At 71.1% G+C, this 13,958-nt stretch carries 11 protein-coding genes; 4 read left to right on the top strand and 7 right to left on the bottom strand.

From position 1 onward, the window contains the following. Positions 1–24: 24 nt before the first annotated feature. Together GA0070612_RS10655 and GA0070612_RS10650 are read right to left on the bottom strand one after the other, a co-directional pair. Positions 25–3,012, bottom strand: a complete 2,988-nt coding sequence (locus tag GA0070612_RS10655) for a UPF0182 family membrane protein (RefSeq protein ID WP_088987764.1) — start codon at positions 3,010–3,012, stop codon at positions 25–27. Positions 3,013–3,108: 96 nt separating this feature from the next. Beyond that, positions 3,109–4,122 (bottom strand): YlbL family protein, encoded by a 1,014-nt coding sequence (locus GA0070612_RS10650; protein ID WP_197699345.1) that lies wholly within the window; start codon positions 4,120–4,122, stop codon positions 3,109–3,111. A gap of 184 nt (positions 4,123–4,306) precedes the next feature. Here GA0070612_RS10650 and GA0070612_RS10645 point away from each other — a divergent pair, with 184 nt between their 5' ends. After that, positions 4,307–5,527: a zinc-dependent metalloprotease gene (locus GA0070612_RS10645; RefSeq protein WP_088987763.1), complete on the top strand. Its 1,221-nt coding sequence runs from the start codon at positions 4,307–4,309 to the stop codon at positions 5,525–5,527. A gap of 274 nt (positions 5,528–5,801) precedes the next feature. Here GA0070612_RS10645 and GA0070612_RS10640 read toward each other — a convergent pair whose 3' ends face one another. Further along, positions 5,802–6,410 (bottom strand): hypothetical protein, encoded by a 609-nt coding sequence (locus GA0070612_RS10640; RefSeq protein WP_088987762.1) that lies wholly within the window; start codon positions 6,408–6,410, stop codon positions 5,802–5,804. A gap of 325 nt (positions 6,411–6,735) precedes the next feature. Further along, entirely contained in the window at positions 6,736–7,266 is a 531-nt protein-coding gene (locus tag GA0070612_RS10635; protein WP_088987761.1) for a M48 metallopeptidase family protein, read from the bottom strand. 515 nt (positions 7,267–7,781) lie between these two features. Between GA0070612_RS10635 and GA0070612_RS31385 the strand changes: the two genes are divergently transcribed. The 3 genes from GA0070612_RS31385 to GA0070612_RS10625 all read left to right on the top strand — a co-directional run bounded on the left by GA0070612_RS31385 (position 7,782) and on the right by GA0070612_RS10625 (position 10,612). Beyond that, positions 7,782–7,952, top strand: coding sequence for a DUF5679 domain-containing protein (locus tag GA0070612_RS31385; RefSeq protein ID WP_167457767.1), 171 nt, complete (start codon positions 7,782–7,784; stop codon positions 7,950–7,952). 204 nt (positions 7,953–8,156) lie between these two features. Then, positions 8,157–9,269: a TOMM precursor leader peptide-binding protein gene (locus GA0070612_RS10630; RefSeq protein WP_088987760.1), complete on the top strand. Its 1,113-nt coding sequence runs from the start codon at positions 8,157–8,159 to the stop codon at positions 9,267–9,269. Beyond that, complete coding sequence (locus GA0070612_RS10625; RefSeq protein WP_088987759.1) at positions 9,266–10,612, top strand: ABC1 kinase family protein; 1,347 nt, start codon at positions 9,266–9,268, stop codon at positions 10,610–10,612. The genes GA0070612_RS10630 and GA0070612_RS10625 overlap by 4 nt, the downstream gene beginning before the upstream one ends. 293 nt (positions 10,613–10,905) lie before the next feature. On the opposite strand, the gene GA0070612_RS10615 is transcribed toward GA0070612_RS10625, so the two are convergent. From GA0070612_RS10615 to GA0070612_RS10605, 3 genes are all read right to left on the bottom strand, one after another. After that, the gene (locus GA0070612_RS10615) at positions 10,906–11,271 is read right to left on the bottom strand and encodes a WhiB family transcriptional regulator (protein ID WP_088987757.1); all 366 of its coding nucleotides are present in this window, start codon (positions 11,269–11,271) and stop codon (positions 10,906–10,908) included. A gap of 128 nt (positions 11,272–11,399) precedes the next feature. Next, positions 11,400–11,618, bottom strand: coding sequence for a hypothetical protein (locus tag GA0070612_RS10610; RefSeq protein ID WP_408630563.1), 219 nt, complete (start codon positions 11,616–11,618; stop codon positions 11,400–11,402). A 155-nt stretch (positions 11,619–11,773) separates the two neighbouring features. After that, complete coding sequence (locus GA0070612_RS10605) at positions 11,774–13,939, bottom strand: ATP-dependent DNA helicase UvrD2 (protein ID WP_088987755.1); 2,166 nt, start codon at positions 13,937–13,939, stop codon at positions 11,774–11,776. Positions 13,940–13,958: the final 19 nt, after the last annotated feature.

The raw sequence follows: 13,958 nt of genomic DNA, 5'->3' as shown, positions 1-13,958 counted from the left end.
TCCGAGACGACTCCCGGTGGTGGATCAGCCGCCGGCGCTCGGGCTGCCACTCGGGTTGGCGGCCTGCTGCGCCTGCTGGAACGCGGTCAGCGCCTCGTCCAACGTCTTGAGCGCGCGCCCGTACCGCTCGAAGTCGCCGGACGCCTGCGCGGCCCGCACCTCGGTGATCGCGGTCTGCACCCGGTCCGCGGCGGCAGCCAGGTCACCGGTCGGCGGCGGCGTGCTGGCGCCGGCGCTCGGCGTGGGCGTCGGCGTGGCGGACCCGCTCGGCGTGGGCGTCGGCGTCGGGCTCGTCGGGTTGCCCCCGGGCGGCGGAGTCGGCGGCGCGCCCTGCCCGGCCTTCTTACCCTGCTCGACCAACTGCTTGATGCCGTCGTTGATGTTGTCGGCGAGCGCCACGAAGGAGCCACCGTCACCGTACGAGAGCAGCACCTTCTGCAACAGCGGGTACGCGTCCTGCTGGTTGCTCTTCACGTAGACCGGCTCGACGTAGAGCATGCCGTCGGCGAAGGGCAACGAGAGCAGGTTGCCGTACTGCACCTGTGCCTGGTTGCTGGACAGCAGGTTGAGTTGCTGACGGATGTTCGCGTTGTTGGTCATCTGCTGGTGCACCTGGACGGGGCCGGAGATCCGGGTCTGGTCCGGCAACTCCAGCACCTCCAGCCGAGGCTTCCCGTCGACGTACGACCCGGAGATCAGCGCGGCGAGGTTCTGCCGGCCGTTCGGGGTGACCGCCGAGGTGAGCTGGAACCGAGGGCTGTCCTGGCCCGGGAACTGGGTGAAGAGGTAGTACGGAGGCTGCTTCTGGCCGCTGTCCGGAGCGTCCGGCACGTTGGGCACCTGCCAGAAGTCCTGTGCGGAGTAGAAGTCGCCCGGGTTGGTCACGTGGAACTTGGTGAGCAGGTTGCGCTGCACCTTGAACATGTCCGCCGGGTAGCGGAAGTGCTCGTTCAGCTCCACCGGGATGTCCGCCTTCGGCTGGATCAGGTCACCGCCGAACGCCTTGTTCCAGGCCTTGAGCACCGGGTCGGTGTCGTCGTACTCGTAGAGCGTCACGGTGCCGTCGTACGCGTCGACAGTCGCCTTCACCGAGTTGCGCATGTAGTTGACGTTCTCCCGGGCCAGCTGGAACGTGCCCCGGTTGGTCAACTCGTCGGTCGTCTCGGTCTGCAGGTTGACCCGCTCGGCGTACGGGTAGCTGGCCGCCGTCGTGTAGCCGTCGACGATCCACTGCACCCGACCGTCCACCACCGCCGGGTACGGGTCGCCGTCCAGGGTGAGGAACGGCGCGACCTTCTCCACCCGGTCCCGGGGATTGCGCACGTAGAGCAGCTTGGAGTCCTTGTTGACCGCCTCGGAGAGCAGGAAGTTCGACTCCTGCTCCTTGATGGCGTACAGCAGGCGCCGGGTGAACGAGCCGATCTCGACGCCACCCTCGCCGGTGTAGGTGTAGGACTCGCCGCCACCCTCACCGACCGGCCTGTCGAACTCGGCCTTCTTGTTCGGGTCGGACTGCCCGACGATCGCGTAGTCGTCCGCCGCCATCCGCTCGCCGTAGTAGATCCGCGGCTGCTTGGCCGGAATCTGCTCGGTCTGCGAGGAGCACGCCTCCTGGGTCTTCTCGCCGAGGAAGCCGGAGACGAAGAACGGCTGCCCGCCGCAGACCACCTGGTTGGCGGGGGCGGCCACCAGCCCATACCCGTGGGTGTAGACGGTGTGCCGGTTGATCCAGGTGTTCTGCTGGTCGGTCAACTCGCCGTAGTTGATCTCCCGGACGCCGACCACGTAGTCGGAGACCTTGCCGTTCACCCCGTACCTGTCGATGTCCAGCTTGGGGCCGAAGTCGTAGAAGCCACGCACCTGCTGGAGCTGGGTGTACGTCTCGCTGACCAACTGCGGGTCGAGCAGCCGCACGTTGGGCACCACCGACGTGTCGGTGACCAGGCTCGCCGGTGGGGTGAGGTTGTTCGCCGCGTACGGGGTGGTCTGCGTGGCTCCCAGCCCGAACGCCGCCCGCGTCGCGTCGATGCTGCGCTGGATGTACGGCGCTTCCTTGTCCTTCGCGCTCGGCTTGACCTCGAAGGTCTGCACCGCCCAGGGGTAGATGCCGCCGATGGCCACCGCGGAGACGCCGAGCAGCGCCAGCGAGATGCCCGGCCAGACCAGGTTCCGCATCCAGGCGTTGGAGAAGACGATGATCGCGATCGCCACCACGATCGAGATGTAGGCCAGGATCTCCTTCGCCGGCAGCAGCGCGTTGACGTCGGCGTAGCCGGCGCCGTACAGCTTGACGCCCTCGTTGTACTCCAGCAGCATCGCCCGCCGGTCCAACACGTACGCGATGGCCTTCAGCAACACGAAGACAGCGACCAGGCTGCTCAGGTGCGCGCGGGCGGCGTTGCTCATCCGGTCCCCGACACCCTGGAGGCGAACCCCGCCGAACAGGTAGTGCACCGCCAGCGCGCCGATGACCGCCAGCACCACAGCGGTGAAGGCGACGCCGAGCAGGTAACGCCAGAACGGCAACTGGAAGACGTAGAAGCCGATGTCCACCCCGAACTCCGGGTCCTTGATCCCGAAGTCACCGCCGTTGCGGAAGAGCATCCACTGGTTCCACCGGTTCTGCGCGGAGAGACCGGCGAAGAGACCGACCACCGCGGCGGTCAACGCGATCCAGGTGCCGAGTCGCGGGCTGAGCACCATCCGGTAGCGCTCCAGGGTGGCCTGCTCCACCGAGTGCGGGCGCAGCCGCGGACGCAACCGGTGGGCCAGCCACAGGTTGCCGCCGACGATCACCGCCATGCCGAGCCCGACGGCGAGGAACAGCACCAGCCGGGTGAGCAGGACTCCGGTGAAGACCTCGGTGTAGCGGACCTCGTCGAACCACAGCCAGTCGGTCCACGCCTGGACACCCCACCCGAGCAGGGTGAAGAGCACGAACACCCCGACCAGGACGGCGATGGTGACGCGCCCGCGCCGGCTCATCCTCGGAAGGGGGCTGCTGCTACGCATGACCACTGTTGGCTCCGCACGCTCGATGTGATCGGCTCCGACCAGGCACCCAGAGTACGGGGTGATCCTGAACGTGTCGGGGCACGGTCACGTCGGTCAGCAACGGGTCGGCTGACCGCCCCCGCGCAACGTCTCCAGAGCGGTCAATGCCTCGTCCAACGAGCCCACCCGCAACAGCGGCAGATCCGGCTGGGGATTGCGGACCGCCTCGGCACAGTTGTCCGCCGGAACCAGGAACACCTTCGCCCCGGCGCGCTTCGCGCCGACCAGCTTCTGGGCGATCCCACCGATGGGGCCGACAGCGCCCTCGTCGTCGATGGTGCCGGTGCCGGCGATGATCTGCCCACCGGTGAGATCCGCCGGGGTCAGCTTGTCCACGATCCCCAGAGCGAACATGAGACCGGCGCTCGGGCCGCCGATGTCCTCCAGGTCGATGCCGAGCGTGAACGGGTGCGGCTGCTGCTGGTCGATCTCGACACCGATGCGCGGTCGGCCGTCCTGCTCGCGACTCGTCACCGAGACGGTGGCCGGTACGCCGTCGCGGGTGTAGCCGATGGTCAACGCCGTGCCGACGGGCTTGGCCCGGACCAGCTCGGTGACCTTCGCGGCCACCGGCACCGGCTGACCGTCGACCGAGGTGATCACGTCGCCGGCCTTCAGCGCCCCGGCGGCCGGGCCGTCCCCGGACACCGTCTTGATGACCACCTGCACCGGGAAGCCCAGCTCCCGTAGCGCGGCGGTCTCCGCGCTGGTCTGCGACGCCTTGAAGTCCTCGGCGTTACGCTGCTCGACCTGCTCCGTCGACTCCCCGGGCGGGTAGACCAGCTCCCGCGGCACCACCGCCTCGTCGTCGGAGAACCACCCCGCGATCGCTCCCCGCAGCCGCACCGTGGGCTGCACACCCACCGTGGTCAGCCGCAGCTGCCCGGCCGAGGTCGAGGTCTCCCGCCCGGAGATCTGGATGACCTCCTTGCCGTCGGCCGTGCCCAGGGTGTTGACCGTCGGACCGGGCCCGAGCACCACGTACGGGATCGGAACCCGGAGCACCCCGATGCTCAGCAGGGCGGTGAACAGGGCACCGAGCAGGACCGTCAGGCCGCGACGTCTCATGCCGCAGAGCGTACCGACCGGCCGGACGCCGCCCGCCGGATGCGCCACGCGACTTCGCCCTCAGCGCAACGCCAGCGGCGGCTACCAGGGGCGCGGCCCGCGTACCGTAGACGTCGTGCCTGATATTCCGTTCGGTTTCGCGCTCCCGGGTGGGCAACCACCAGACCCCAACGATCCCGCGCAGATGCAGCAGTTCATGTCGCAGATGCAGCACCTGCTCTCCTCGCCGGGCAGCGGGCCGGTCAACTGGGACCTGGCCCGGCAGGTAGCGGCCAGCCAGCTCGCGGCCGCCGGCGACCCGGCGGTGTCACCGTATGAGCGCAACGCGGTCGAGGAGGCGTTGCGCCTGGCCGACCTGTGGTTGGAGCCGGCCTCGGCGTGGCCGTCGGGCATCCAGTCGCCGGTCGCCTGGAACCGCAACGAGTGGATCTTCAAGACGCTGGACGTGTGGCGCAAGCTCTGCGACCCGGTCGCCAGCCGGATGGTCGGCGCGATGGGCGACCTGGTGCCGCCCGAGGCCCGTGCCCAGCTCGGCCCGATGCAGTCGATGGTGGCCACCCTCGGTGGCGCGCTCTTCGGCGGCCAGCTCGGCCAGGCCCTCGGTTCGCTCGCCGCGGAGGTTCTCTCCGCCGGCGACATCGGGCTGCCGCTCGGCCCGGCCGGCACGGCCGCGCTGATCCCGGCCAACATCCGGGCGTACGGCGAGGGCCTGGAGCTTCCCGAGGACGAGGTCCGCCTCTACGTGGCGTTGCGTGAGGCCGCCCACCAGCGGCTCTTCCAGCACGTCCCGTGGCTGCGCGGGCACGTGCTCAGCGCTGTCGAGATGTACGCCTCGGGCATCCGGGTCAACCGGGAGGCGATCGAGGAGGCGATGGGCCGGGTCGACCCGACCGACCCGGAGTCGATGCAGGCGATCGCCCTGGAGGGCATCTTCACTCCGGAGGACAGCCCCGCCCAGAAGGCCTCGCTGGCCCGACTGGAGACCGCGCTCGCCCTGGTCGAGGGCTGGGTGTGCCACGTCGTCGACAGCGCCGCCAGCGACCGGCTGCCCAACGTCGTCCGGCTGGGCGAGGCCTTCCGCCGTCGCCGGGCCGCCGGCGGGCCCGCCGAGCAGACCTTCGCGGCGCTCGTCGGCCTGGAGTTGCGCCCGCGCCGGCTCCGCGAGGCCGCCGCGCTCTGGGCCGCGCTCACCCAGCACCGCGGCATCGAGGGTCGCGACGCCGTCTGGGGGCACCCGGACCTGCTCCCCTCGGACGACGACTTCGCCGATCCGGTCGCCTTCGCCATGAACGACATGGATCTGAGCGAGCTGGACAGCTTCGACTTCACCGCACCCGGTGGGGTCGAGGAGAAGGCCCCCGGCAAGCCCGACGAGACCGACGGCGACGGCGACACCAAGGCGTGAGCCTGGGCCCTGACGCCTGAGCGTCGAACCCGGGCGTCCGCGTGTGTCGCGGGCGCCCGGTGCACACGTCGCCTTCGACGTCTGAACAACACAACCAGGGCCGGCGGGGTTGTCATCGACCTCCGTCGGGACGGACGGGGAATGACCGGTATACCGCTCACCGCACGTCGAGCCGGCGGGCCAGCCTCGTCCTGGGTGCGGACCCACTCGTCCAAGCTGGCCGAGAGCCTGCTGGCCGAGGACTGGCTGGCCAGGGCCGGCTGGTTGGTTGGTGTCAGGCGGGGCGGCCCGTGCCGGAGAGCAGGGCGCGGGTCGCCTCCCACCCTTCGAAGGCCGGGTCCAGCGTGGCCAGGTCGGCCGGGCCGCGCAGCCGTCGCCAACCGGTGGTGACGGCGACGTCCCCGGGTCGGGGGGCACCGGACCGCACCTCCGCCGGCGTCGCCGTGTCCAGGTCCAGTGGGGGCACCCAGCCCGGCACGGGCAGCCGTACCGCCACACCGAGCAGACCCGCGCCACCGCCGTCGACCGGGGCCACCGCAACGGGTCGGGTGGTGAGCGGGCGCAGCAGCTTGCCGACGGTCAGCGCGGGCAGGTCCGGCACGTCGCCGACCAGCACCGCCGCCTGGTCGTAGCCCTCCAGTGCGGCGAACACCGCGTTCGGCGTCGGCTCGGCCACCTCGTACACAGCGGTGCCGGGCCAGACCACCGCGTCGGCCAGGGCCCGGTCGGCCGGGGTGACCGCGACCGCGATCTCCACCTCGTTGAGCGTGGCGAGCAGGTCGATGACGTCTTCCGCGAGCGCTGCCCGCCACTCCGCCGGGTCGACGCCCGGCGGCGACCACTGGACCGGCCCGAGCAACGCCACTACCACCCGTCGTGCCACCCACCGACCCTAGCGCCCCGCCCCGCAGTGTCACCCCATCCGGTCCGGCCCACCTGGCAGAACCCGCCCCAACCCGCCTGACCATCGGCCCAGACCATCGGCCGAGACCATCGGCCCACACCATCGGCACAGACCATCGGCACAGACCATCGGCCCAGACCATCGACCCGGCCAGGAGCGCCCTGACACCACAGGCCCGCATGATCGACTCGACGTCATTGACGTCGCGGTGTCCGAGAGCCGTCGACAGCGCGGTATTCAGGAACACGAGTGGATCGAGGCGCTCAGGTCGACGGGGAGCCCCGAGGGTTCGGCGAGGGCCAGATCAGGTGGAGACCGGAGCACAGGAGGCGGCCGCCACACCTTCGAGGTAGCCCCGCGCGCGCTCCGCCCTGGGGTAGCGGCCGACCAGGGCCCAGAAGCGGGCATTGTGGCTGGGCACGATGAGGTGCGCCAACTCGTGCAGCAGCACGTAGTCGATCACCCAGTCGGGCATCTCCTGGACCCGGTGCGAGATCCGGATGCTGCGGTCGGCGGGAGTGCAGGACCCCCATCGGCCGTTCTGGTTGGTCACCCAGCGGACGCTGGCCGGCACGGCCTTCGAGGCGTACTCGGCGAGGTGGAGGTCGATCAGCCGGGTGGCCCGGGCCAGCAGCTCGGTGTCGGAGCGGGCGAGGCGTCCCTCCCGGGCGGCGAGCCGGGCGAGCATCCGGTCGACCCACTCGCTCTCCTCGGCGCGGGAGAACTGGTCCGGGATGAGGACGACCACCCGCTCACCGTCACGGTACGCGGACACCGTACGTCGTCGGCGCTGGCTGCGCCGCACTTCGACGACCGGCTTGCGCGTCCCCGCCATCACTGGCCCGCGCAGCCTCGGCTACGTGTCACGAAGGAAAGCTAATGCGTACTGACCAGGGGTCCGCAAGAGTCAACCGTGCGACACGCGCCCAGAAAGTGGTGATTGGTCGCCAGGAGTCCGGAAAATTTCTTGACAGCGACGTCGTCGAGCCATCTCGTCACCCTTCGTGAACGCCGATGGCGGCCTTACGCGACGCCTTCTCACCGTAGGTGATCACCGTCCTGGATGCGGCCTCGGGGGGCACCCGCACGGGTGGCTGTGAGGGTTTGGTCGGCGTGTCCCCGCCAAACTGACTTATCCGACCTATTTCGCCGTGCACACTCTCGACGTCGACTTGCTCACAGTGTCGATGCACAGCTGACATGGAACTGCCCAGACCTGGGTAGGGTCCGCGGACCAGCGGTCACGAAGGTGGCCGCGGAGTGAAACCCAGCGCCGGCGCCCCGTGTGGCCCGCCGCCGGGCACCCCCGCCGGGACGGCATCGACCGGCGGACGAGACGAGGAGGGCACCGTGGCCGACCAGGCCCAGACGACCTACAACGGTTACTGCGTGAAGTGCAAGGAGAAGCGGGACTTCGAGGGACACGTCGAGGTCTCGAAGACCGGAATGAACATGGCCAAGGGCAAGTGTCCGGTGTGCGGGACAACAGTGAACCGCATCCTGGGCAAGGCCAAGGTCTGACCCGTACCGCTGACGGGGGCGGGGTGGCCGACGGCCACCCCGCCCCGTCGCCGTCCGGGGGTGCGTTGGGATGTCGGGTGACTGACAGGCGTCCCGGCGGGCTGTGGAAAACCCGCCGAAGCCTGTGGATAACCCTGGACAGAGGGCCGGGCACCTGTGGACAACGATCGACCGAACGCGAAGGTACGGTCACGATCAGCGACCATGAGTCGCATCCCACTGCCCCGCCCCACACTGCTGCCCGGCCTCAACCGGCTCTGGCGGGACCGGCACACCCTCCAACTCGGCGTCGGGCCGGGGCTTGCCGTGCTGCTGGAGCTGGCCAACCCCCGAGCCGCCCACCTGCTCGACCTGATCGACGGCACCCGCAGCGAGCGCACCGTGCTGGCGCAGGCAGCCACCGTCCAGGTCACCGCCCACGAGGCGCGTACGCTGCTCGACGCCCTGCGGACGGCCGGCCTGCTGGTGCCCGCGCACAGCCTGCTCCCCCGTGACCTCGCCGGCCCGGTTCGTGCCCGGCTGACGGCGGAGGCCGGAGCCCTGGCCCTGACCGCTGCCCGACTGCCGGGCACCCCCGCACAGGTCCTGCGGCGGCGGCGGGCCGCCCGGGTCACGCTCACCGGTGCCGGGGCGCTCGGTGCGCCGTTGGCGGTGGCGCTGGCCCAGGCCGGCGTCGGACAGGTCATCCCCCAGCTCACCGGCCCGGTACGCCCCGTCGACCTGGTCGGCACCGGCATCCCCGCCGGCGAGCTGGGCCACCCGCTGACACCTGCCGTACGCGACGCTGTCGGCCGCGTCGCGCCGGGCACCGGCACCCGTCCGGTCCGGGGCGGTCGGGTGGACCTGGTTGTCCACCTCGGCACGGACCGGCCACCCGGGCTGCTCGCCGCCGGCCACGCCCAGCGGCGGCAGCCACACCTGCTGGTCACCCTCCGCGAGGGCGTACCGGTCATCGGGCCGCTGGTCCGCCCACCCGCCGGGCCCTGCCTGCACTGCGTCGAGCTGCACCGGGCCGACCGCGACCCGGACTGGCCGCGGCTCGCCGCCCAGCTCGCCGCCACCGATCCGGTCGCCGCCGGCGCGACCAGCACGGTGTTCACCGCCGTCGGGTACGCGCTGGCCGAGGCGCTGACGCAGCTCGACGGCGGTGAGCCCGAGACGCTGGGTGGCGCCCTGGAGATCACCGGCGCGGGCGGTTTCCGTCGCCGAGGGTGGCCGCCACATCCGGCCTGTGAGTGCTCGCGGGGCCGGGTGTCCGCACCAGCCCGGCCGCAGACCAGCAGCGGAGCCCTCCGGTCGGTAACAATGACCGTGTGACCGACATCCCGCGCCGCGCCGTGTCCCGCACCGCCAAGCTCGCCGCCCTACCGCTCGGCTTCGCCGGCCGGACGGTCCTCGGCATGGGAAAGCGCGTCACCGGGCTCGCCTCCGACGTGATCTCCGCAGAGATCCAGCAACGCACCGCCGAGCAGCTGTTCAGCGTGTTGGGCCAGCTCAAGGGCGGGGCGATGAAGTTCGGTCAGGCGCTGTCGGTCTTCGAGGCGGCGCTGCCGGAGGAGATCGCCGCGCCCTACCGCCAGGCGCTCACGAAGCTCCAGGAGGCGGCGCCACCGCTGCCGGCGGCCAGCGTGCACAAGGTGCTCGCCGAGCAGCTCGGCCCCGACTGGCGGGACCTGTTCGTCGAGTTCAACGACACTCCCGCCGCCGCCGCCAGCATCGGCCAGGTGCACCGGGCGCGGTGGCGAGAGCCGGGCTTCGACGAGACCGGTGCGCCGAACAGCCGCGACGTCGCCGTCAAGATCCAATATCCGGGTGCCGGCGACGCCCTGCTCGCCGACCTCAAGCAGCTCTCCCGACTCGGCGGGATGTTCCGGGCCATCCAGCCCGGCCTGGACGTCAAGCCGCTCCTCACCGAGCTGCGCGAGCGGATCACCGAGGAGTTGGACTACGAGTTGGAGGCCGAGTCGCAGCGCGCCTTCGCCGCCGCGTACGCCGACGACCCGGAGATCTACATCCCGGAGGTGGTCAACTCCGCCCCCCGGGTGCTGGTCACCGAATGGGTGACGGGCACCCCGCTGGCCGACATCATCCGGGAGGGCACCGAGGAGGAGCGGGACGAGGCGGGCCGGTTGATGGCCACCCTGCACCTCTCCGCGCCGCAGCGGGCCGGGCTGCTGCACGCCGACCCGCACCCGGGCAACTTCCGGCTGCTGCCCGACGGCCGACTCGGGGTGATCGACTTCGGTGCGGTGGCCCGGATGCCGGAGGGCACACCGGAGCCGATCGGCCGCATCGCCGCGACGGCCCTGCGCGGGGACGCCGACGAGGTGGTGGCGGGGCTTCGTTCGGAGGGCTTCATCGGCTCCGCCGAGGAGATCGACGCCGAGGGCGTCCTCGACTTCATCCGTCCGATGCTGGAGCCCATCGCGGCGGACGGGTTCCGCTTCACCCGGGCCTGGCTGCGGGCCGAAGCGGGCCGGCTGGCCAGCCCTCGCTCCCCCACGTACCAGCTCAGCAGGCAGCTCAACCTGCCCCCGTCGTACCTGCTGATCCACCGGGTGACGCTCGGGTCGATCGGTGTGCTGTGCCAGTTGGAGGCGAAGGCCCCGTACCGCAGCATCCTGGAACGCTGGCTGCCCGGCTTCGCGCCGGTCGCCTGACGACGTGACGAAGGGCGGGTGCCGGTCGGCACCCGCCCTTCTGCGTGGAGTGGTACTAGAGAACGCCCAGGTCGCGTGCCGTCTGGTTGCGGCTGTTCATGGCGACGGTACGGGCGGATCGGGTTGCCTCAGTGCTCGTGGTGGTACGACCGGCCTGAGGCCGGCGCATTCGAGCCCGGGACAACGCTTCGTTGAGTAGTTGCATCTCGAAGGCTCCACTCGGGACGTTGAACATCGTCTTCTCTCTCACTGCCGGTGTGACACCGGCGTCGTTGGTACGGATCGGGAACATGTCAGGCTGCCAACCGGACCGCGCTACGCACGTCGGACAGCCCACTGGCCGCCAGTCGCGCCTCGGCCTCGACCCGAAGCTCGGCGTCACGGGCGACGTCCTCCTTACGCGGACGGCCACGGGGCCGCTTGCGCGGGACGACCGCGCCACGCTCGAAGATCTCGCCGCCCCAGACGCCCCAGGGCTCCGCTCGCTCAACGGCTCCAGCCAGGCACTCGACGCGCAGCGGGCAGTCCCCGCAGAGCGACTTGGCCAGCTCGAGTTCGGTGGGCGAGTCGGAGAACCACAGGTCGGGGTCGAACTTCCGGCAGGGCAGGTTCGCCTCCAGCTCGACGCTCATGTCGAGGGGGGCCAACGCCAGACTCATCTCCCGGTCACCTCTCTCTCACTTCGATCTCGTGGATCGCATTCCGACGTGCTACGGCGGGCAAAAAATTGAGGCCGCGGATCCCGGTTACGGGTTCCGCGGCCTCGAGGTGAGCCGGTGTCTGATGGTCAGACCGGTTTACCTCGAGGTGGAACGCCGCGGACATCCATGCGCTTCTTGGCGACCTGGATGCCATTGCCCGTGAAGCCACTGGTCCCCTCGATTCCGACGGGCGCGACGGTCAGGGTCAGCTCGGCCTGAACCTGGTGCACCTGCGGAACCGACGGTCGTGCGGTGGCCGTGAGGGCCACCCGGACAGCCGACAGCGGAGCGTGGACAGACGGCATCGCCGACAGACGCTCATAGGTGAAGATCTTCACGGGTGCCACCTCCCTCACGTTCCTCGACTCGACTGAACCAACCCCCGTGAGCAGCCGGAATGGCGCCGCTCGCGTGGTGTGTCCTGAGGCTATTCCTCGCGCCGGGGCGAGGGCAAACGAATTTACGACGAGATTTCGAAAGTTTTCTCCGGGCAGACGTCGTCCACCCCCGCGCCTCCCACCAGCGCCAGCACCGAATCTCCGTAAAGGCCCAGCTTGCGGGGGCCGATGCCGGCGATGGCGATCAGCTCCTCGGACCGCCCGGGCCGCCGCTCGGCCAGCGCGATCAGCGTCGCGTCGGTGAAGACCACGTACGCGGGTACCTTCTGCGCCGCGGCCACCCGCTGCCGCCACTCGCGCAGCCGTTCGTGCAGCTCGTCGTCGATGTCGGACGGGCAGGTGGGGCACCGACCCAGCTTGCGGTCCGGGCCGGCGAGCAGGGTGGCGCCACAGATCCGGCAGGAGACGATCTGGGTCCGCCGCCGTTCGGCGCGGCGGGCCGGACCGGTGCCGCCCGCCGCCCGCTCGGTGCCGCCGGAGCGGTCCAACTGGGGCAGGAACCGCGACGGCCGCCGGGCCCGTCCGCCCGGCGAGCGTGCCGCGGCGTACGACAGCCAGAGCCACTCCCGCGCGCGGGTGATCCCGACGTAGAGCAGCCGGCGCTCCTCCTCGACCTGCTCGACGGTCTTGGCGTACGTGGTGGGCAGGGTGCCCTCGGCGAGACCGATCAGGAACACGGCGTCCCATTCCAGCCCCTTGGCCGAGTGCAGCGACGCGAGGGTCACCCCGTCCACGGTCGGCACGTGCTGCTGGGCCGCGCGGCGGGCCAGCTCCTCGGTGAAGTCGAAGAGGGTGACGGGGCGTTCCACCGACGCGGCCTCGCCGATCGGCACCACCTCGGGGGTGGCCGCGTACTCCTCGGAGAGCTGGACCAGCGCGGACAGCGCCTCCCAGCGTTCGCGGGCGGCGCCGCCGGCCGGGGGCGCGTCCGGGGACCAGCCGACCGCGGTGAGCGCCTCGACGACGGCGGCCGGCAGCGGCGTCTCGCCGGGGATGGAACGGGTGGCGGCGCGCAACGCGACCATCGCCTGGCGCACCTCGGCCCGCTCGAAGAACCGCTCCGCGCCCTGTACGACATACGGCACCGAGGCCTCGGTGAGCGCCTTCTCGTACGCCTCGGACTGCGCGTTGACCCGGAACAGCACGGCGATCTCCTTCGCCGGGGTGCCCGCGTCGATCAGCGCCCGGCAGCGGGCGGCCACGGCGTTGGCCTCGGCCGGCTCGTCGGTGAAGATCCGCAGGTCCGGTTCGGGGCCGGGTGGGCGCTGCCCGCTCAACTCCAGGCGCAGCCGCGCCTCGGTGCCCCGCGCCTGGGAGATCACCGCGTTGGCCAGCCCGACCACCTGCGGGGTGGAGCGGTAGTCGCGGACCAGCCGGACCACTGTGGCGTTGCGGTGCCGGCGCGGGAAGTCGACCAGGTACGCCGAGGTCGCCCCGGTGAACGAGTAGATCGTCTGGCTGGCGTCGCCGACCACCGTCAGGTCGTCGCGGCCGCCGAGCCAGGCGTCGAGCAGCCGCTGCTGGAGTGGGTTGACGTCCTGGTACTCGTCGACGACGAAGTGCCGGTACTGGCCACGGACCTGCTCGCCGACGTCCGGGTGCTCCTCGATGCCCCACACCGCGGCCCGCAGCATGTCCTCGAAGTCGATCACCCCGTTCGACCGCTTGAGCTGCTCGTACGCGGTGAACACGTCGGCCACCTTCGCCGGCTCGTGCGGGGTGTCGCGCAACGCCCGGGCGGCGGACACCACGTAGTCCGCCGGCTCGACCAGCGACGACTTCGCCCACTCGATCTCGCCGGCCAGGTCGCGGGCGGCGGCACGGTCGGCCCGCAGGCCGACCCGGGCCGCGGCGAGGGTGACGAGCCGCACCTTGCTGTCCAGCAGCTCGGGCATGGCGCGACCGGCCAGTAGTCGGGGCGCGAAGTACCGCACCTGCCGCAACGCGGCCGCGTGGAACGTCCGCGCCTGGACACCCTGCGCCCCGAGCAGAGTGAGTCGGTGTCGCATCTCGGCGGCGGCGCGGGCGGTGAAGGTGACCGCGAGGACATGCCGGGGGGATATCTGCCCGCTGAGCGCCCGGTGGGCGATCCGGGAGGTGATCGCCCGGGTCTTGCCGGTGCCCGCGCCGGCCAGGATGCAGACCGGGCCGGCGGGAGCGGTCACGGCGGAGCGTTGCTCCGGGTCCAGCCCGGCGAGCACCTGTTCCGACGCTGAGTGAACCACCACAACCAGGAATCATCTCAGC

The sequence above is a fragment of the Micromonospora chokoriensis genome, assembly GCF_900091505.1.
Taxonomy (GTDB): domain Bacteria; phylum Actinomycetota; class Actinomycetes; order Mycobacteriales; family Micromonosporaceae; genus Micromonospora; species Micromonospora chokoriensis.
The sequence above is the reverse complement of the archived record's forward strand: the minus strand, read 5'-3'. Positions and strand labels throughout refer to the sequence as shown.